An 18,997-nucleotide genomic window follows, 5' to 3' on the forward strand; every position below is an offset into this window, starting at 1 on the left:
GGCGAAAGGGATACTCCGGACATGGATGTCCTTCGTGTGCTCGCGCCCCTGACCTCCGTGGTCTGCGCGGCCGCCCTGGTGGGCGGCTGTTCGGCCGGCCTGCCGCCCACGGGCAGGCCGGCCGCCGAGCCGCGGGCGGCCACGGCCCGGGCGGCGGCGCCGGAGGCCGGCCGGGCGGCCGAGCTGGAGGACGACTACCGCAACGCCATCAGGGACGTACTGCCGTCGGTCGTGCAGATCGAGGCCCGGACGGGTCTGGGCTCCGGCGTCGTCTACGACGAGCAGGGGCACATCGTGACCAACGCGCACGTGGTGGGGCGGGAGAGGACGTTCAGGGTCACCATCGCGACGGGTGAGGAGTCGCTGACGGCCAAGCTGGTCTCCAGCTACCCGGAGCAGGACCTGGCCGTGATCAAGCTGGACCGCCGCCCCGACGGGCTGAAACCGGCGACGTTCGGCGACTCGTCGAAGGTGGAGGTGGGCCAGATCGTGCTGGCCATGGGCTCACCGCTCGGCCTGTCCGGCAGCGTCACCCAGGGCATCGTGTCCGCGACCGGACGGACCGTCAGCGAGAGCCGGTCGGGCGGCGGTACGGGTGCGACGATCGGCAACATGGTCCAGACGTCCGCGGCGATCAACCCGGGCAACAGCGGGGGCGCGCTGGTCAATCTGGACAGCGAGGTCATCGGCATCCCGACGCTGGCGGCGGCGGACCCGGAGCTGGGCGGCAGCGCGGCGCCGGGCATCGGCTTCGCCATCCCCGCATCGATGGTGCGGACGGTCGCCGACCAGATCGTCCGGACGGGCCGGGTCACCGACTCGGGCCGGGCGGCCCTGAACATCACCGGCCGCACGGTCCTGACCGACGACTACCAGCCGGGCGGCGTCGCCATCGTGGAGGTCTCGCCCGGCGGCGCGGCGGCGGACGCGGGCCTGAGGGCGGGCGACATCATCACCAAACTGGACGACGAGCGGATCACCACGATGACCTCCCTGCTGGAGGCCCTGGCGTCGGCGAAACCGGGCGACCAGGTGACGGTGACGTACACCCGCGGCGGTCGCTCGGCGACGGCACGGGTCACGCTGGGCGAGATCTGAGTGACGTGGGCGCCATGCAAGCCATGACCGGCCGGAATCTGCGCGTCGTACTGGAGGCCGGTCCGTCGTGGCGAGCCGAGGCACGGCAAGGTGACTCCCGAGAACACAGTCCCCGCCCATGAACGGCCCCGCCCCTTCCGGGGCGGGGCCGGCCCGTCAAGACTCGGTCACGCGTCTGCCGCGGCGCGGAGGCTCATCCGGTAGATCTCCGAACCGTCGTCGAAGAGCGTCACCTGTTCGGCACCGCCCTCCAGGAGCTCCTTCCAGACCTCGCCGATCCAGGACTCCGCGTCTCCCTGGGTCGTGAACTCCTCGGGCTCGACCGCCGGTGCGACCTCCGCTCCGTCAGACCCCTCGAACCGCCACGTCCATGCCATGTGGGCCTCCAGATGATCGGTTTCCTGCCCGCAGCGTAGCCGGGCGCGCACCCCGCGCGGGGACGCGGGAGGATCGTCCCGTGGAAGTGACTCTGCTCGGTACCGGCGCCCCCGAGGGCCTGCCCCGCCCCGACTGCCCCTGCGCCGCCTGCGCCGCCGCCCGCGGCACCCGGGCGCGTGCCGCCACCGCGCTGCTCGTGGACGGGGCGCTGCTGCTCGACCTGACGCCCGGAGCCGCACTGGCGGCCGCGCGGGCGGGGCACTCCTTGACCGGCGTACGGCAGGTGCTGCTCACCCATCCGCACGACGGGCCGGCCCTTGAGCTGCCCGCCGGGCTGCCGGCGGCGGGGCGGGTCCCGGACGGGCGGGAGCTGACGCTGATCAGCGGGCACCGGGTCCGGGCCGTGCCCATGGACTCGCCCGGGACCGGCTACGAGGTGACGTCGCCGGAGGGGCTGCGCCTGCTGTACCTGCCGCCGGGCGGCGCCCCGGCCGGGGTCGCCGGGGTACGGCGGCCCTACGACATGGTCCTCGCCGACGTCGTCGCCCGGCCGGACGGGCTGGCACGCCTGCGGGCGGCCGGGGCCGTGGGGCCGGCGACGGACGTGGTCGCGGTGCACCTGGACCACGACGTGCCGTCGCCGCGGGAGCTGGACCGGCGGCTCGCCGCGGCGGGGGCGCGGGCGGTTCCGGACGGGACGACGCTGATCGTGGGCGAGTACCACGAAGTGCCCGACGTGCCCCGGCGCACGCTGGTGACCGGCGGGGCGCGGTCGGGCAAGTCCCTGGAGGCCGAGCGGCGCCTGGAGGCGTTCCCGGAGGTGGTGTACGTCGCGACGGGCGGCTCTCGAGACGGCGACACCGAGTGGGCGGCCCGGGTGACCGCCCACCGCGACCGGCGGCCGGGCTCGTGGCGTACGGAGGAGACCTGCGAACTGGCTCCCCTGCTGGCCCAGGACGGGCCACCGCTGCTGATCGACTGCCTGTCGCTGTGGCTGACCGACGCGATGGACCGGGTCGGTGCCTGGGACGACGACACCTGGGCCAAGAGCGGGGAGCGGGAGCTGGGCGAGCGGGTGGCGGAGCTGGTGGCGGCGGTGCGGGCCACCTCCCGCACGGTCGTCGCGGTGACGAACGAGGTGGGGGCGGGAATCGTGCCGGGGGACGCGGGCAGCAGGCGGTTCCGTGACGAGCTCGGGCGGCTGAACGCGGCGTTCGCCGACGAGTGCGAGCACGTGCTCCTCGTCGTCGCCGGGCAGGCCCTCGTGCTGCGCGGGTGACCTTCCGGCACCCCGGCGAACGCGGGGGCGGCGCCTGTACTGTTCGTCGAATGAGCAGGCTGAATCTCGACGACTTCTCCGATCTGATCGAGCGCCCCGACAGCGGTACGCGGCGTGACGCCGAGGAACGCCGGGAGCGCCTCACCGTGCCGCCGGGCGCGCTGGGGCGTCTCGACGAGTTGGGCGAGTGGCTGTCGGCCGCCCAGGGGGCCGTCCCGGTGCGGCCGATCGAGCAGCCGCGTGTGGTGCTGTTCGCGGGGGACCACGGGGTGGCGAAGCTGGACGTGTCGGGGCGGCCCGCCGGCGGCACGCACGAGCTGGTGCGTGCCGCGCTGGACGGGGCGAGCCCGGTCGCGGTGCTGGCGCGGCGGATGAACGTGCCGGTGCGTGTCGTCGACGCCGGGGTGGACTGCGATCCGGAGCTGCTGCCCGCCGACGTGGTGCGCCATCGGGTGCGCCGCGGCAGCGGCCGTATCGACATCGAGGACGCCCTCTCCCCCGAGGAGGCCGAGCAGGCCGTACGCCTCGGGATGGCGATCGCCGACGAGGAGGCCGACTCGGGCACCGACCTGGTCGTGCTCGGCGACCTCAGCGTCGGCGGCACGACGCCCGCCTCGACGCTGATCGCCGCCCTGTGCGGGACGGACGCCTCGGTGGTGACCGGCCGGGGCGGTGCGGGGATCGACGACCTGGCGTGGATGCGCAAGTGCGCGGCGATCCGTGACGCGCTGCGCCGGGCGCGGCCGGTGCTGGGCGACCAGCTGGAGCTGCTGGCGGCGGTCGGCGGGGCGGACCTGGCGGCGATGACCGGGTTCCTGTTGCAGAGCGCGGTGCGGCGGATGCCGGTGATCCTGGACGGCGTGGTGTCGGCGGCATGCGCGCTGGTGGCCCAGCGTGCGGCGTTCCGAGCACCGGACTGGTGGCTGGCGGGTCAGGTGAGCGGTGAGCCGGCGCAGTCGAAGGCGCTGGACCGGATGGCGCTCAACCCGCTGCTCGACCACGGCGTGACCGTCGGGGAAGGAGCCGGGGCCCTGCTGGCGCTCCCCCTCGTCCAGGCGGCCGCGGCGTTGGCGGCCGAGCTGCCCGAGAAGCCGGCCGAACCGCCGCGGACGCAGTCGGCGGAGGAGGACTGAGGCCCACCGGCACGGCCGCCCGGGAGGTCGCGGGCGGCCCGCCGGGGGACCGGCCGGGCCGGGTGATGCCCCGGGCGCCGGGGTTCGTTCCGTCGGGCCGCCGCGGCGCGCCGGAGAGATCCGGATCACGCCGGTCTCACTGAACTTCCCGGTGTTCAGGTCGGTCTTCGAACGTGGCGCGAAGCTCGGGGCGGTGTCCCGTGCTGCGACTGTGGCGCTCCCTGCTGAGCTTCTTCCGCTGGTGGCAGATCGAGTCGCCGTGCCGCGCCGACGCCACGTACCGACCGATCTGGGAGCCGCGATTCATGCTCTTCGAGAAGAGTTCCGACCGCTTGCGCATCGGGCCGGCCGCGGGCCCCGCGGAAGGGTCCCCGCAGGCGCCCGGACTGCCCGGGGGGACGACGCACCGGCACCCGGAAGGCAGACGGCGTTGAGGCGGTTCGCGCGCCGCGAGTGGGGGGCGCTGTACACGGCCGTGCGGACCGCTCTGGCGACGCGAGGATGGCGGGCGGTCACCATGACGCTGTGCGCGGTGAGCCTGACGGCCGTCTTCCAGGTGGTGCAGAACCAGCCCTGGGGGTACGGGCCGGTCCAGGACATCGGCTCGGTGCGCGCCGAGGACCCGCTGTGGCTGGCGCTGCTGCGGACGCCGCTGTCGCTGTTCGTCCCGGCGCTCGACCTGCCGGTGTGGGGGGCGCTGGCGCAGATCCTGCTGGTGTTCGGCCTCGCGGAGATCTGCCTGGGCCGGCCACGGACCCTGCTGATCGCCTACGCGGCGACGCTGGCCGGGACGATGTACGCGCGTCTCGGCATCATGCTCGGCCCCGACGCGCCGCTGGGGCTGGGACTGCCCGCCTCGGACGCGCGGGTCGTGGACACCGGGCCGTCGGCGGCGGTCGTGGGGCTCGCCGTGTACATCTGCTGGCGCCACCGGGCATGGCTCACGGGCGGCCTGGTGGTCGTGGCGATGGTGGTCGAGGTGCTGGTGAAGTGCAACCTCGCGGGCAAGGAGCACCTGGCGGCGATCGCAGCGGTCCTGGTGGTGTGCGCGGCCGGCTCGTGGCGTCACCGCCGGTCGGGCGGCGGGCGGTCGTCCGGCGGCACCCCCGGCGAACGGTCCGGGGGAGGCGACGCCGGCGCTCCGTCCGAGGGAGGCGCCTGCGGCGGGCGTTCCACGGGCGGCGGGCGGTCGTCCGGCGGGTGGCGCAGGGGCAGTACGCGGTCGGGGGCGCCGGCGATCAGGTCCTGAAAGCGGCGCCTGGCCCCGTCCCAGCGCCGGTCGTGGTGGAAGGCCCGCAGCCGGGCCCTGGCGCGGGCCTTGGGCCGGTTGCGGTAGAAGCGGCGGGCCCACAACGAGCCGGGGCGGGCCAGCCGCAGCGCCCCGAAGATCGCGACGGGCGACAGGAACAGGCCGAGGATCGCCATCCGGAACTTGCCCTTGAACAGCGCGATGAGCACGAAGAGGAAGTTCAGGACGAGGGTGAGGATGAAGCTGCCGCGGCCCTGCCGTTCCTCGGGGGTGATCTCGTCCACGCCGAACGGGGCGAAACCGCCGAGGACCAGCAGGAGCAGCGCGGTGGTGAGGACCACGACCTCCACGCTCTGGCGGCCCTGCTCGCTCCAGTAGACGTCGTCGAGGTGGAGGATCAGCGCGAACTCGTCGAGGACGAGCCCCGCGCCCATTCCCAGGAGCACCGCGCAGGCGATGGCCCCGGCCTCGTGCCGTCCCACCGCGACCCCGCCGAAACCACCGATCAGGGTGAGGACGACGCCGGGCACCACGTGGTGGATGTGCATCCCGCCGGGTCTGACGTTGCGGAAGGGCCCCTTGCCCGCCCGGATCAGCCGGGTGACGGTCCGGGTGATCAAAAAGGTCAGCACGAAGGAGGCAAGGGCGACGAGCAGGGGGAGCTTCCCCGGTTCGACGATGTTGCGGTAAAACCAGTGACCCATCCCACCCGCTCCATGATCGCGCGTTCTACCGACTACCCTGCGCGCGGTGACCACTTCCCGCACCCGTAACCACGCCCGTACGAGCGTCGACGGCATACGTTTCGCCTTCGGCACCCTGACCGTGCTGCCTGTCCGGGTCACCCGCTGGGACCGTGAGGCGGCCCGCGCGGGCATGCTGGGGGCGCCGCTCGCCGGCCTGGTGGTGGGCCTCGCCTCGGCGGCGGCCGGCGGTCTGTTCTGGCTGCTCGGCGCGGGCCCGCTGCTCGCCGCGGTGGCGTCGGCCGCCGTGCCCGCCGTCCTGACCCGGGGTCTGCATCTGGACGGGCTCGCCGACACGGCGGACGGGCTGGGCAGTAACAAGCCCGCCGAGGACGCGCTGCGGATCATGAAGCAGTCGGACATCGGGCCGTTCGGGGTCATCACGCTGCTGTTCGTCCTCCTCGCCCAGGTGGCCGCGCTGCACGCGCTCTACGCGGGGCACGGCTGGGCCCACGGAATGGCCGGCGCCGTCCTCAGTGGCACGGTGGCCCGCCTGGCGCTCACCCTCGCCTCCCGCCCCGCCGTCCCGGCGGCCCGCCCGGAGGGGCTGGGCGCGGTGGTGGCGGGCACGGTCCCGGTGAGGGCGGCACTGGCGGTGACGGTGCCGGTCCTGGTCGCCGCGGCCGGGGCGGGCGCAGCGCTGGGCGGCCCGTACGACGCGCTGCGGCACGTCGTGGCGGTGGTGGTGGCCCTGGGGGCCGCGCAGTGGCTGCTGGCCCGCTGTGTGCGCCGTCTCGGCGGGGTGACGGGCGATGTGTTCGGCGCGGTGGAGGAGACGGCGGCCACGGCGGCGCTGGTGGTCCTGACTCTCGGCTGACGGGTGTTTGAGGCGCGCAGGCCCCGGTAGTCGGCGGGGGAAGGAAGAAGGAGATCGATCAGCATGGCTACTGGCACTGTGAAGTGGTTCAACCCTGAGAAGGGCTTCGGTTTCATCGAGCAGGACGGCGGCGGCCCCGACGTGTTCGTGCACTACTCGGCCATCGCCTCCACCGGATACCGGGAGCTCCACGAGGGCCAGAAGGTTCAGTTCGACGTCACCCAGGGCCCCAAGGGCCCACAGGCCGAGAACGTCAGCCCTTCCTGACCGCCGTCAGCAGGGCTCGCGCCAGGCGCCCAGTTCGTACCGCTTCAGTATCGAGCTCATCCGCAGCCGCTTCGCCTCCGGGCAGAACTCCCGCGTCTGCAGCTCGTACTCCACGTGGAAGACGGCCTTGCCCGCCTCGACGAACGGGCTGAGGGCGGCGCATTCGTCGTACTCGGCGCACTGCTCGTTGACCGCGAAGTCGAAGTCGTCGAGCAGGTGCGGGACCTGGTCCAGGTCGTTCTTGAGACCGACCGCCAGGCCCCGCTCGTGCGCGAGGCGGGCGACGAGGCGGTTGTAGCGGAGCTGGTCGGCCGCCGTCAGGGGAAACCCGGTGGTGTTGGCGTAGCCGTCCATGTTGTCCGGCTCGACCGCGTCGAAGCCCTTGTCCCGGCACATGTCGAGGCGGGCGGCCATCAGGGGTTCGAGGACGTCCGTGCGGCGGATGTCGAGCCACCGCTCGCCCTTCCAGCCGTTGCCCTTCCCGAGCACGGCCCTGGGGAACTTCGCCGCGTCGGGGCGCCAGTCCTCCCACGCGCCGGTGGACAGGTAGCAGATCACCTTGCGGCCGCGCCGGTGCAGGTCGGCGACGGTGGAGGCCGGGTGGTCGAAGCCGTCGATGTCGTACACCGGCACGTCCACGCCCGTGTCGAGGCGGCCGCTGAGCTGCCACTGCCATTCCTGGCCCGGCGTGGGCTGCCAGCGGCCGCTGCGGGGCGGGGCGGGCTCGTCGTCCGACGTGCTGGTGCAGCCGGCCAGCACGAGCACCAGGACGGCGAGGAGGAGCGGAACGCGGCGGGTCACGGGCACTCCAGGGGATACGGGAGGGTTCCCCAGGGATGTGCCCCGGTACCGGGGACCGCGCACTGCACGCGGGTGGAGAGGCGTGCACTCGCCGGGGCGGCGTACACCAGGTGGCAGTAGTGGTCGGCGACCGGCAGGTCCATGCCGCGGTAGGTGTCCCAGGGCCCCTCGAACGTGACCAGCAGCTCGGCCAGTTCGTCGTACGCGGGATGGGGCTGGGCCCCGTGGTTGAGGACGACCGTCGCCGCCCCGGCCGCGCGGGCCGCCACGCCCAGGCGCCGGTAGTGCGGGGCCGCCTCGGGAGCGGTCGGCACCTGGTCGAGGAACGCGCCGTCGGCGCCGTACCAGTCGCGGTGGCGGACCAGGTCGGTGAGGACGTCGGCGTGCGGCCGGCGGCCGTAGTCGGTGTCGGTGTAGCCGAGGACGCACACCCCCGCCGCGCGCAGCCGGTCGGCCACGGTCACGAACGCGGGGTCGGGCGCCCGGCCGGCGCCGCTCGCCGGGTTGAGGACGACCCCGAACAGCAGCGGCGCCGAGGCGATGATCGCGTCCCATTCGGCGGGTCGGGCGGCGGGGTGCTCGTAGTAGGGCACCAGCAGGTCCACGTGTGCTTCCTTCGTGTGTCTACGTACGGTGTGCGGTCGCCCGCCCGAGCAGGACCCCGCCCAGCACGGCCAGCACCACCGCGGCCGCCCCGGCCACGGCCGCCCCGACCAGCCCGGGGTCACCCGTCCCGGTCGCCAGCGCCACCGTCTGCGCCCCGGCCGCCGCCCCGCACACGACCGCCGCGCTCAGCACCGCCCCGAACGACTGGAGCAGCAGGGCGGCCCACAGCACCGTACCGATCAGGAGCAGCGACACGAGGCGGATCCCGCCGATGTCCGGCGCGCCCGGCCACAGCAGTGTTCCGGTCACGGCGAGGGCCAGCAGGATCGCCAGGTAGACGGTGAGGCACAGCGCGAGCGTGGCGGCCGTGGCGCGGCGGAACGCTCGGGAGCTGGTGGAGGCCCGCAGTCCGGCGAGGCTCTCGCTGCGGAACCGGTGCAGCAGCCACTCGGCGGGCCCCATGGACAGGGTGAGCGCCACGGCGGTCGGCCCGGCCGCGGACGCCCCGGGGCCCCCGTCGACGACGTCGCCGATCGCGGCGTACAGGACGAGGCCGCCGGTGCCGAGCCCGAACAGCCCGTACGGCACGGACGCCGCGAGCCGGGGCGTGGCCCCTCCCCGCTCACCCGCGGGCGCGGTGCCGGGCAGCAGTTCACGTCCGGCGAGGGCGATCGCCAGCGCCAGGGAGGTACCGAGCAGCGCCGCCCGTGCGGGGTCGGGCAGTCCGAGCAGGTACGCGGCGGGGGTACCGGCCATCAGCGGCGCCAGTGCGCCCAGCAGCGCCTTCTCCCGGTCCAGGACCAGCAGCACGGTCGCGGCGCCCAGGTAGACCGCCTGGCCCGCGGCGAACACGGCGCCGCCCCATTCGCCCGGCCCGGCCGCCGCCGCGAGGGCGACCAGGGCGCCGATCAGGGCGCCGGCGGGGGCGCCGCGCAGCAGGGTCCGCGCGGCGGCCGCGCGGTCCCCGAGGCCGAGCCAGGAGTAGGCGCGGTGGGACAGGGCCTGGTTCCACACCCAGCCGGTGACCGCCCCGGCGAGCAGCGGGACCGTTCCGGCGGGCAGGCCGAGGACACCGGGCGGACCGGCCAGGAGCGGGGCGCCGAGGACGTAGGCGAGACCGGGCAGGGCGAAGACCAGGCCGCGCAGGAGGCAGCCGCCGAGGCCGGTGTGCCAGGGGTCCGTGGGCGGGCCGTCCGGTTCGGGGAAGCGCCGTTCCACGCGCGCGTAGAGGTCTTCGGCGAGGGCGAAGGAGTTCTCCCGCCCGTAGGTGAGCCTTATGTGGTCGTCCGTCATCCCGTCCGATTCGAGGATGGCGGCTATCTCGTCGGGGTGGACGGCGGCCGCTATCACGTCCTGGAGCCGGGTGGTCAGCTCGTCGACGGGGTCGGCGGCGGCCCAGCTGGGTCGCCGGCGAGGCACGACGGGCAGGGTGTCGAGCCCGGCGGACTCCTCTTTGAGCCACAAGGAGCCGCTCATCAGGCCGCCTCCTCGGCGAGGAGGTCGTCCTCGGTGACGAGTTCGCGCCAGGGGTCGGCGATCCGGAGCTGGAGGGTCCAGTCGCGGGTCTCCTCGACCTCCGGCTCGGGCTCGGCGTGTCCGGCCAGTTCCCGGTAGATGCGGCGGAAGCCGTCGACGGAGCGGCGCAGGGTGAACTGGTCGACGACCCGCTGCCGGGCGAGCCGCCCCAGTTCGGCGCGGCGCGCGTGGTCGCGGAGCAGGGTGAGGACGGCCTCGGCCATCACCGCGGGCTCGCGGGGCGGCACCACGAGCCCGGTGTCGCCGACCGCCTCCCGTACGCCGCCGACGTCGGTGGAGACGGTGGCCCGGCCGCACGACATGGCTTCGATGAGGGAGAAGGGGAACCCTTCGCTGATGGAGGAGAGCATGACCAGGTGGCCCGCCGCGTAGGCGCTCGCCACGTCGGAGACCCGGCCCTCGTAGGTGATGCCGTCGGTGACGCCCAGTTCGGCGGCGAGCTTCTCCAGCTTCGTCCGGTAGTCCTCGTTGCCGGCCGGGACGGGGCCGAACAACCGCAGCCGCAGTTCGGGGAGTTCGGCGCGGGCGATGGCGTACGCCCTGATGAGCGTCTCCAGGTCCTTGATGGGGTCGACGCGGCCGCACCAACTGAGGGCGGGCACGTCCGGTTCGGGCCCGGCGAGGGGGAAGGCGTGCGGGTCGACGCCGTTGTAGACGGTGCGGATGCGGTCGGCGGGGGCGCCGCCGCGTTCCTCCCAGCGCCGGTTGTACTGGTTGCAGGGGGTGATGAGGTCGGCCTTGCGGTAGCCGAGGGTGTTGAGCTCCCGGTAGAAGCCGAGCATCAGGGCCTTGACGGGCCAGCGCTGGGCGGCGCTGCGGTAGCCGAGGTAGCGCTCGCGCAGGTAGATGCCGTGCTCGGTGAGGAGGAACGGTACGCCGTCGAAGTGCTGGGCGGTGAGCGCGGGGAGGGTGGCCAGGCCGCTGGAGACGGCGTGGGCGACGCTGTCGGCCGGGATGCGGGCGGCGAGCGGGCGCAGCGCGTGTTCGAGGAGGTCGGTGGCGGTGAGGGCGTCGTGGACGGTGGGGCGGGCGGCTGCCGTCTTGAGGTGCGGCATGGTCCATATCCACATCAGCGAGCGGAGGACGGACTCGGAGCGGAGGGCCGCCGAGAGTCTGCCGCGCCGGGCCAGTGCGGCCAGGTCGTACAGGCTCGTCGCGAAGTCGCAGCCGGCGGAGGGGTCGAGTATCGACAGCAGGAAGCGTTCGTAGGTGTCGGTGAAGCGGCGCCGCTCCCGGCCGATGAGGGGCCGGCCACGCCCCTGGGCGGGCCCCCACAGCGGGAACGAGGTGTGCCGGTAGACGTTGGACGGCAGCTCCCAGGTGACCGGCTCGCGGCCGCTGCCGGTCAGTGCCAGGACGTGGAAGTCGACCTCGGGCATGCCGCGGACGAGCTGGTCGCACCAGGTGCTGACGCCCCCGTGGACGTGCGGGTAGGTGCCTTCGGTGAGCATGGTGACATGGCGGCCGCTGCTCGGCATCGGTGTCCCCCCGGATGTGAAGTGGTCGTGCGTCGGGCGTCAGGTGGTCGGCAGCGTGAGGGTGATCGCCGACTGGAGCACCTCGGGCGTGGTCCAGGCCGAGCGGGCTCCGGCGTACGGGGTGCCGAACGCCGCCGTGCCGAGCAGCAGGTTCTTGCGGGTCCCTTCGGGGGCGGTGACGGGGGCGGTCACTCCGGCCGGTGCCTTGACGGTGACGGTGTTGCCGATGCGGTACGCGGTGACCTTGCCCTCGGCGAGGGCCTTGTCCCAGGCGGCACGGCGGGACAGCTCCGTACCGGCGTCGCGGTGGCGGGGGTTGACGATCGGGGTGTTGTCGGCGAACAGGCCGCGGTAGTCGGCGAGGATCTTGTCCAGGACGGGGTAGAGGAGGCGGTCCTCGGCGAGGTTCGACTGGTGGACGTAGTGCGGGCGCGGGTCGTTGCCCATGACGTGGCCCAGCGCGATCCGGGCCTCCTGCGGGACGATGTACGAGGCGTAGCCGGTGTTCACGTCGAGCGGCTCGTCGAGGCAGGTGGAGGCGGGGTTGGTCTCGCAGACGCCGCTGCCCCCGTCCTCCTTGGACGTGTAGACCCAGTTGTACTCGTCGGTCATCTCGGCGGCCGTGCCGACGTTGTAGTACACGTTCATCGGGTGGCGCGGGACGGTCTTCGCGGCGCCGACGGGGCGCTGCTGGGGTTCGCGCGAGTTGTCGCTCGCGATCCACTTGACGCCGGTGTCGGCGAGGGCGCCGGCGAGGTTCGGGTTGTCGGCGGGCTGCTGCGGGAGGGTCTTGAGGCCGGAGTGCTCGCCGGTGACCAGTTCGGCGCGGTCCACGGCGACGCCCCTGTTCACCGCCCAGGTGTGGTTGTTGCGGATCTGGGCGGCGATCTCGGCCCGGCTCATGTAGCGGGTGTTGCCGTACGCGTCCTTGGCGCAGCTCCAGGGGACGGTGGAGGTGTCCTGGACGCAGCCGAGGAACGGGTGCGTGTAGGTGTGGTTGACCCAGCGGTACTGGGCGCGGTCGGCGAGGAGTTGGGCGGTGAGCGGGTCGCTGCCGCCGTTCTCGGTCTTCCACTCCTCGCCGGAGCCCGCGTTGTAGACCATGTCGAGGGTGAAGCCGGACGAGCGCTGCCACTGGGCGGCGTGCTGGGCGTCGGCCGCGGTCATGCGGATCGGCGGGGTGGACTCGCCGCCGCCTCCGACGCAGTCGATGTCGCCGGGCGTGCAGTTGCGTTCGGTGTCCCAGCGGGCGTCGGGGGCGAAGACGTCGTCGACGTGGACGGAGAGGTAGTTGCGGTTCTGTCCGAGGTGGACGCCCTGGGTGAGCCATTCCACGATGCCGCGGGCGAGGGCCCGGAACTGCCGCTGGTACTGGTTGTAGGCGAAGGTGACGACCAGTTCGCGCCGGCCGTCGTGGGCGTACTGCCCGATGAGGCTGGCGCGTCCGCCGCCGTCGACCGGAATGTCGAGGTAGCTGGTGAAGCCTTCGCGGGGCCTGCCCGCGTATCCGTAGCTCTCCGCGATGTCCGGGGCGTTGTCCTCGAAGGTGAGCGGCCCGTCGAGGTAGCGGAACGGGCCCGCCTTCCCGGCGGCGGTGAGGTCGGTGCGGACGCCGTCGAGGACGCCGGAGCGCCCGCCCTCGCTGGTGTAGTCGAGGCCGACGCCCGGGTGGGCCCAGGTGTAGGCGTCGACCTGGGGCACGGCGTACTTCTGCTCGTACGCGGTGAGCGCGGCGCGCTCCGCGGCCGCCAGGCCTCCCGGTGCCTCGTCGGGCAGCACCACGCCCTGGTACTTGGCGCGGGGCCGCCCGTCGACCGTGTCGGCGAGGAACGCGGCGTCGATGACGGGGCGTGCGGGGTCGGTGAGGCGGACGGTCCGGTACGGGACGCCGGAGCCCTTGAGTTCGGAGGTGATCGCCCCGACCGCGCCGCCGCCGTCGTCCACGACCAGCACGGTCAGGTCGACACGGGGCGTGGGTTCGGCCGCCGCCGCGGAGCCGGCCGGGACCGCCGTGGCGAGCAGTGCGGTGGCCAGCAGCGTTGCGGTCGGCAACGCCGCCGCCGTTCTTCCGCCCCGGAGTCCGAATGTGTGCATATGACTTCCCCCCTTGTGGGTCCTCCGCGCGCGTGCGGGCACAGGGAGGATCTGTGGAGATGATGCAAAGGGGTACGTTGCTCCCCTGTGCGATTGCAGGGAGTGTGACGCAGCTCTCATCGGTTGACGCAGCAAACGTTGAGGAGACGCCACGGATGAGTGAATCGCCGTCGCCGTGAGCGGAACGCGGCAGCACGCGTAGGCTCGTGCCCGGTGTTTCCCGGGCCCGACTTACGATGCGACAGGACCCGGTCGTCCCATCCCTCGACCGCCTCAGAACTCAATGGAAGCGAGATTTCACCACCGTGACTGCTCTCACTCTCAGCACCGCCGGCGCGGCGACACTGCGCGCCGACGCTCTCGTCGTCGGCGTCGCCAAGAGCCCGAAGGGCGGCAAGGGACTCGTTGTCGCACCGGGTGCCGAGGCCGTGGACAAGGCGTTCGGCGGAAAGCTCGCAACCGTCCTGGAGACCCTCGGCGCGTCGGGCGCCGAGGGTGAGGTGACCAAGGTGCCCTCGCCGTCCGGCCTGAAGGCCCCGGTCGTGCTCGCGGTGGGACTGGGCACGGCTCCCGAGAAGGACGAGACGTACGACGCCGAGGCGCTGCGCCGGGCCGCCGGCTGCGCCGCCCGCGCGCTCAACGGCACCAAGAAGGCCGCCTTCGCCCTGCCGGTCGAGGCGGTGGAGGACGCCGAGGCGATCGCGGAGGGCGCGCTGCTGGGCGCGTACGCGTTCACGGCGTACCGGGAGCAGGGCAAGGACGCCAAGGGCCCGCTCGCCGAGGTGGTGCTGCTGGGCGGCAAGCCGCGCGACAAGGCGTACAAGGCCGGGGCCGAGCGCGCCGTCGCGCTGGCCGAGGAGATCAACCGGGCCCGCGACCTGATCAACACCCCGCCGAACGACCTCTACCCCGAGTCCTTCGCCGCCGTCGCCACCGCCGCCGGCAAGGAGCACGGCATCAAGGTGCAGGTCCTCGATGAGAAGGCGCTCGTCAAGGGCGGGTACGGCGGCATCCTCGGCGTCGGCCAGGGCTCGGAGCACGGCCCGCGCCTGGTGCGGCTCGCGTACACGCACCCGAAGGCGGAGAAGACCCTCGCCCTGGTCGGCAAGGGCATCACGTACGACTCGGGCGGCATCTCCCTGAAGCCGGCCGGCCACAACGAGACGATGAAGTGCGACATGAGCGGCGCGGCCGCGGTGTTTGCCGCCGTCGTCACGGCCGCCCGCCTCGGCCTGCGGGTGAACGTCACCGGCTGGCTGGCGCTCGCCGAGAACATGCCGTCCGGTTCCGCCGTCCGCCCCGGTGACGTGCTGCGCATGTACAGCGGCAAGACCGTCGAGGTCCTGAACACCGACGCCGAGGGCCGCCTGGTGCTGGCCGACGCCCTGACCAAGGCGTCGGAGGAGAACCCGGACGCGATCGTCGACGTGGCGACGCTGACCGGCGCGATGGTGCTGGCGCTGGGCAACCGCACGTTCGGCATCATGGCGAACGACGACGCCTTCCGTACGGCCGTCCACGAGATCGCGGAGGAGGTCGGCGAGCAGTCCTGGCCGATGCCGCTCCCGGCCGACCTGCGCAAGGGCATGGACTCCCCGACCGCCGACATCGCCAACATGGGCGAGCGGATGGGCGGCGGCCTGGTGGCCGGCCTGTTCCTGAAGGAGTTCGTGGGCGAGGGCATCACCTGGGCCCACCTGGACATCGCCGGTCCCGCCTTCAACGAGGGCGGCCCGTTCGGCTACACCCCGAAGGGCGGCACCGGCTCGGCCGTGCGCACCCTGGTGAAGCTGGCGGAGCGCACGGCGGCGGGCGACCTCGGCTGACGCCTCCCTGGACGGTGATGTGACGTGTACGGCCCCGGGCGGACGATCCGGGGCCGTCGCACGCCGGAAGCACGACGGAATCCGTGGCTTCGTACCCGTCCGGGGCCCGCCGGGACGGACGATCGGCCGTCTCAGAGCCTGGCCCCGCGTCCCGCGTCCCGGCAACAAGTGCGAAGATGGGTTCTCGGCAGGACAGGGCCCCCACCACAGGGCCGAAGAAACAGCGGCCGAACACCAGCCGCCGCCCGGTCATCGAGGACCGGCGACCGGCGCACATGCATGGAGGACGTGACGTGGCGAACGACGCCAGCACCGTTTTCGACCTAGTGATCCTCGGCGGTGGCAGTGGCGGGTACGCCGCGGCCCTGCGGGGTGCGCAGCTGGGCCTGGACGTCGCACTGATCGAGAAGAACAAGCTCGGCGGCACCTGCCTGCACAACGGCTGCATTCCCACCAAGGCCCTGCTCCACGCCGGTGAGATCGCGGACCAGGCCCGTGAGGCCGACCAGTTCGGTGTGCTCGCCTCCTTCGAGGGCATCGACATCAAGGCCGTCCACAAGTACAAGGACGACGTGATCTCCGGCCTGTACAAGGGCCTGCAGGGTCTGGTCGCCTCCCGCAAGGTGACCTACATCGAGGGTGAGGGCCGGCTGTCCTCCCCGACCTCCGTCGACGTGAACGGCCAGCGGGTCGAGGGACGCCACGTCCTCCTCGCCACCGGTTCCGTACCGAAGTCCCTCCCGGGTCTGGAGATCGACGGCAACCGCATCATCTCCTCGGACCACGCCCTGACCCTGGACCGGGTCCCGGAGTCCGCGATCATCCTGGGCGGCGGCGTCATCGGCGTCGAGTTCGCCTCGGCGTGGAAGTCCTTCGGCACGGACGTCACGATCATCGAGGGCCTGAAGCACCTCGTCCCGGTCGAGGACGAGAACAGCTCGAAGCTTCTTGAGCGCGCCTTCCGCAAGCGCGGCATCAAGTTCAACCTCGGTACGTTCTTCCAGAGCGCCGAGTACACCGACAACGGCGTCAAGGTCACCCTGGCGGACGGCAAGACCTTCGAGGCCGAGGTGCTGCTCGTCGCCATCGGCCGCGGCCCGGTCTCCGCCGGTCTCGGGTACGAGGAGCAGGGCGTCGCGATGGACCGCGGCTACGTCCTGGTCGACGAGTACATGCGGACGAACGTCCCGACCGTCTCCGCCGTCGGCGACCTCGTCCCGACCCTCCAGCTCGCGCACGTCGGCTTCGCCGAGGGCATCCTGGTGGCGGAGCGTCTGGCCGGTCTGAAGACCGTTCCGATCGACTACGACGGCGTGCCCCGGGTGACGTACTGCCACCCTGAGGTCGCCTCCGTCGGCATCACCGAGGCCAAGGCCAAGGAGATCTACGGCGCGGACAAGGTCGTCGCCCTGAAGTACAACCTCGCGGGCAACGGCAAGAGCAAGATCCTGAAGACCGCGGGCGAGATCAAGCTCGTCCAGGTCAAGGACGGTGCCGTGGTCGGCGTCCACATGGTCGGTGACCGCATGGGCGAGCAGGTCGGCGAAGCGCAGCTGATCTACAACTGGGAGGCGCTGCCCGCCGAGGTCGCGCAGCTCATCCACGCCCACCCGACGCAGAACGAGGCGCTCGGCGAGGCGCACCTGGCGCTGGCCGGCAAGCCCCTCCACTCCCACGACTGAGCCCTCAGTCAGGGCGCGACGACCACTTTCCGCAATTCGTTAGGAGCAACTGAAACCATGTCGGTTTCCGTAACCCTGCCGGCGCTCGGCGAGAGCGTCACCGAGGGCACTGTCACCCGCTGGCTGAAGGCCGAGGGCGAGCGCGTCGAGGCCGACGAGCCGCTGCTGGAGGTGTCGACGGACAAGGTCGACACCGAGATCCCGGCTCCCGCCTCCGGTGTCCTCGCCTCCATCAAGGTCGCCGAGGACGAGACCGTCGAGGTCGGCGCCGAGCTGGCCGTCATCGACGACGGCACGGGCGCCCCCGCGGCCGCCCCGGCCCCCGCCGCCGAGGCCGCCCCGGCCCCGGCCCAGGAAGCCCCGGCGCCCGCCGCCGAGGCTCCGGCCCCCGCTCCGGCTCCGGCCGCCGAGGCCCCGGCTCCGGCCGCCGCCCCGGCCGGTGGTGCCGAGGGCACCGACGTCGTCCTGCCCGCGCTGGGCGAGTCGGTCACCGAGGGCACCGTCACCCGCTGGCTGAAGGAGGTCGGCGAGGAGGTCGCGGAGGACGAGCCGCTGCTCGAGGTCTCCACGGACAAGGTCGACACCGAGATCCCGGCCCCGGCTGCCGGTGTGCTCCTGGAGATCGTGGTCGGCGAGGACGAGACCGCCGAGGTCGGCGCCAAGCTGGCCGTCATCGGCGCGCCGGGTGCGGCTCCCGCCGCTGCCCCCGCCGCTCCGGCCGCCCCCGCCGCCGAGGCCCCCGCCCCGGCTCCGGCCCCGGCGCCCGCTCCGGCCCCGGCCGCGCCCGCCCCGGCCCCCGCTCCGGCTCCGGCCCCGGCCGCGCCCGCCGCCGCTCCGGCTCCGGCTCAGCCCGCGGCTCCCGCCCCGGCTGCCGCTCCCGTCACGCCCGCCCCCGCCGCCGCACAGCCGGCGGAGGACGGCGCGTACGTGACCCCGCTGGTCCGCAAGCTCGCGGCCGAGAACGGTGTCGACCTGGCGTCCGTCAAGGGCACCGGCGTCGGTGGCCGTATCCGCAAGCAGGACGTCGTCGCCGCCGCCGAGGCCGCGAAGGCCGCCGCCGCCCCGGCTCCGGCCGCCCCGGCCGCTGCCGCCGCCCCGAAGGCCCCGGCCCTGGAGGCGTCCCCGCTGCGCGGCCAGACGGTCAAGATGACCCGGATGCGCAAGGTCATCGGCGAGAACATGATGAAGGCCCTGCACTCGCAGGCCCAGCTGACCTCGGTCGTCGAGGTCGACATCACCAAGCTGATGAAGCTGCGCAACCGCGCGAAGGACACGTTCGCCGCCCGTGAGGGCGTCAAGCTCTCCCCGATGCCGTTCTTTGTGAAGGCGGCGGCCCAGGCGCTGAAGGCCCACCCGGTCATCAACGCCCGGATCAACGAGGACGAGGGCACGATCACGTACTTCGACTCGGAGAACATCGGCATCGCCGTGGACGCCGAGAAGGGCCTGATGACCCCGGTCATCAAGGGCGCGGGCGACCTGAACATCGCCGGTATCGCCAAGAAGACCGCGGAGCTGGCGGGCAAGGCCCGTGGCGGCGGCCTGACCCCGGACGACATGTCCGGCGCCACCTTCACGATCAGCAACACCGGTTCGCGCGGTGCGCTGTTCGACACGGTCATCGTGCCGCCGAACCAGGCCGCCATCCTGGGCATCGGTGCCACCGTCAAGCGCCCGGTGGTCATCAACCACCCGGACCTGGGCGAGACCATCGCGGTGCGCGACATGACGTACCTGTCGCTCTCCTACGACCACCGTCTGGTGGACGGCGCCGACGCGGCCCGCTACCTGACGGCCGTCAAGGCGATCCTGGAGGCCGGCGAGTTCGAGGTCGACCTCGGGCTGTGAGCCTCTGAGGCACGTGACCAGCGGCGCCCCCGGCCGGAACACCTCCGGCCGGGGGCGCCGTCGTCGTGTGATCACGAGTGACGGGCGTCTCCCGCACGGAGCAGCCGTACGGGCTGACCGGGCGGAATAATGGCCAGCGACCGCCGCAGCAGCGAAGGAGCC

Annotated in this window: 15 protein-coding genes and 1 pseudogene; 10 read left to right on the forward strand and 6 right to left on the reverse strand. The window is 73.2% G+C overall.

Features of this window, described 5'->3' with window-relative positions; genetic code table 11:
• The first annotated feature begins 21 nt into the window (after nt 1-21).
• The gene (locus ACZ6C1_RS17465; protein ID WP_469241856.1) at nt 22-1,098 is read left to right on the forward strand and encodes a S1C family serine protease; all 1,077 of its coding nucleotides are present in this window, start codon (nt 22-24) and stop codon (nt 1,096-1,098) included.
• A gap of 167 nt (nt 1,099-1,265) precedes the next feature.
• On the opposite strand, the gene ACZ6C1_RS17470 is transcribed toward ACZ6C1_RS17465, so the two are convergent.
• Complete coding sequence (locus ACZ6C1_RS17470; RefSeq protein WP_469241858.1) at nt 1,266-1,475, reverse strand: hypothetical protein; 210 nt, start codon at nt 1,473-1,475, stop codon at nt 1,266-1,268.
• Nucleotides 1,476-1,555: 80 nt separating this feature from the next.
• Between ACZ6C1_RS17470 and ACZ6C1_RS17475 the strand changes: the two genes are divergently transcribed.
• From ACZ6C1_RS17475 to ACZ6C1_RS17500, 6 genes and pseudogenes are all read left to right on the forward strand, one after another.
• Nucleotides 1,556-2,755, forward strand: a complete 1,200-nt coding sequence (locus ACZ6C1_RS17475; RefSeq protein ID WP_469241860.1) for a bifunctional adenosylcobinamide kinase/adenosylcobinamide-phosphate guanylyltransferase — start codon at nt 1,556-1,558, stop codon at nt 2,753-2,755.
• A 59-nt stretch (nt 2,756-2,814) separates the two neighbouring features.
• Nucleotides 2,815-3,888 (forward strand): nicotinate-nucleotide--dimethylbenzimidazole phosphoribosyltransferase, encoded by a 1,074-nt coding sequence (gene cobT, locus ACZ6C1_RS17480; protein ID WP_469241940.1) that lies wholly within the window; start codon nt 2,815-2,817, stop codon nt 3,886-3,888.
• 103 nt (nt 3,889-3,991) lie between these two features.
• Nucleotides 3,992-4,322 (forward strand): annotated as a pseudogene (locus tag ACZ6C1_RS17485) (phosphatidylglycerol lysyltransferase domain-containing protein); the annotation flags it as partial.
• A complete protein-coding gene (locus tag ACZ6C1_RS17490) occupies nt 4,319-5,137 on the forward strand; it encodes a hypothetical protein (RefSeq protein ID WP_469241862.1) in 819 nt (272 codons plus the stop codon). The pseudogene ACZ6C1_RS17485 and the gene ACZ6C1_RS17490, both read left to right, overlap by 4 nt.
• 741 nt (nt 5,138-5,878) lie before the next feature.
• Nucleotides 5,879-6,697, forward strand: a complete 819-nt coding sequence (locus ACZ6C1_RS17495; protein ID WP_469241942.1) for an adenosylcobinamide-GDP ribazoletransferase — start codon at nt 5,879-5,881, stop codon at nt 6,695-6,697.
• A gap of 63 nt (nt 6,698-6,760) precedes the next feature.
• On the forward strand, nt 6,761-6,964 hold the full coding sequence (locus tag ACZ6C1_RS17500) for a cold-shock protein (RefSeq protein ID WP_073752079.1): 204 nt from the start codon (nt 6,761-6,763) through the stop codon (nt 6,962-6,964).
• 6 nt (nt 6,965-6,970) lie between these two features.
• On the opposite strand, the gene ACZ6C1_RS17505 is transcribed toward ACZ6C1_RS17500, so the two are convergent.
• From ACZ6C1_RS17505 to ACZ6C1_RS17525, 5 genes are read right to left on the reverse strand one after another with little or no spacing between them, the layout of a single operon-like run.
• Nucleotides 6,971-7,765 (reverse strand): endo alpha-1,4 polygalactosaminidase, encoded by a 795-nt coding sequence (locus tag ACZ6C1_RS17505; RefSeq protein ID WP_469241864.1) that lies wholly within the window; start codon nt 7,763-7,765, stop codon nt 6,971-6,973.
• Nucleotides 7,762-8,370, reverse strand: coding sequence for a spherulation-specific family 4 protein (locus ACZ6C1_RS17510; RefSeq protein ID WP_469241866.1), 609 nt, complete (start codon nt 8,368-8,370; stop codon nt 7,762-7,764). Before ACZ6C1_RS17510 ends, ACZ6C1_RS17505 begins: the two co-directional genes overlap by 4 nt.
• A gap of 19 nt (nt 8,371-8,389) precedes the next feature.
• Nucleotides 8,390-9,847 (reverse strand): hypothetical protein, encoded by a 1,458-nt coding sequence (locus tag ACZ6C1_RS17515; RefSeq protein WP_469241868.1) that lies wholly within the window; start codon nt 9,845-9,847, stop codon nt 8,390-8,392.
• Entirely contained in the window at nt 9,847-11,385 is a 1,539-nt protein-coding gene (gene pelF, locus ACZ6C1_RS17520; protein ID WP_469241870.1) for a GT4 family glycosyltransferase PelF, read from the reverse strand. Before pelF ends, ACZ6C1_RS17515 begins: the two co-directional genes overlap by 1 nt.
• A 39-nt stretch (nt 11,386-11,424) precedes the next feature.
• The gene (locus tag ACZ6C1_RS17525) at nt 11,425-13,479 is read right to left on the reverse strand and encodes a hypothetical protein (protein ID WP_469241872.1); all 2,055 of its coding nucleotides are present in this window, start codon (nt 13,477-13,479) and stop codon (nt 11,425-11,427) included.
• A gap of 305 nt (nt 13,480-13,784) precedes the next feature.
• Between ACZ6C1_RS17525 and ACZ6C1_RS17530 the strand changes: the two genes are divergently transcribed.
• The 3 genes from ACZ6C1_RS17530 (at nt 13,785) to sucB (ending at nt 18,835) form a co-directional block, all read left to right on the forward strand.
• Nucleotides 13,785-15,305 carry a leucyl aminopeptidase gene (locus ACZ6C1_RS17530; RefSeq protein ID WP_469241874.1) on the forward strand — a complete coding sequence of 507 codons (1,521 nt, stop codon included), beginning with the start codon at nt 13,785-13,787 and terminating at the stop codon, nt 15,303-15,305.
• A 293-nt stretch (nt 15,306-15,598) separates the two neighbouring features.
• Entirely contained in the window at nt 15,599-16,987 is a 1,389-nt protein-coding gene (lpdA, locus tag ACZ6C1_RS17535) for a dihydrolipoyl dehydrogenase (protein ID WP_351821644.1), read from the forward strand.
• 57 nt (nt 16,988-17,044) lie between these two features.
• Nucleotides 17,045-18,835: a 2-oxoglutarate dehydrogenase, E2 component, dihydrolipoamide succinyltransferase gene (gene sucB / locus ACZ6C1_RS17540; protein WP_469241877.1), complete on the forward strand. Its 1,791-nt coding sequence runs from the start codon at nt 17,045-17,047 to the stop codon at nt 18,833-18,835.
• Nucleotides 18,836-18,997 lie beyond the last annotated feature (162 nt).

The organism is Streptomyces sp. NPDC041796, from assembly GCF_055590785.1.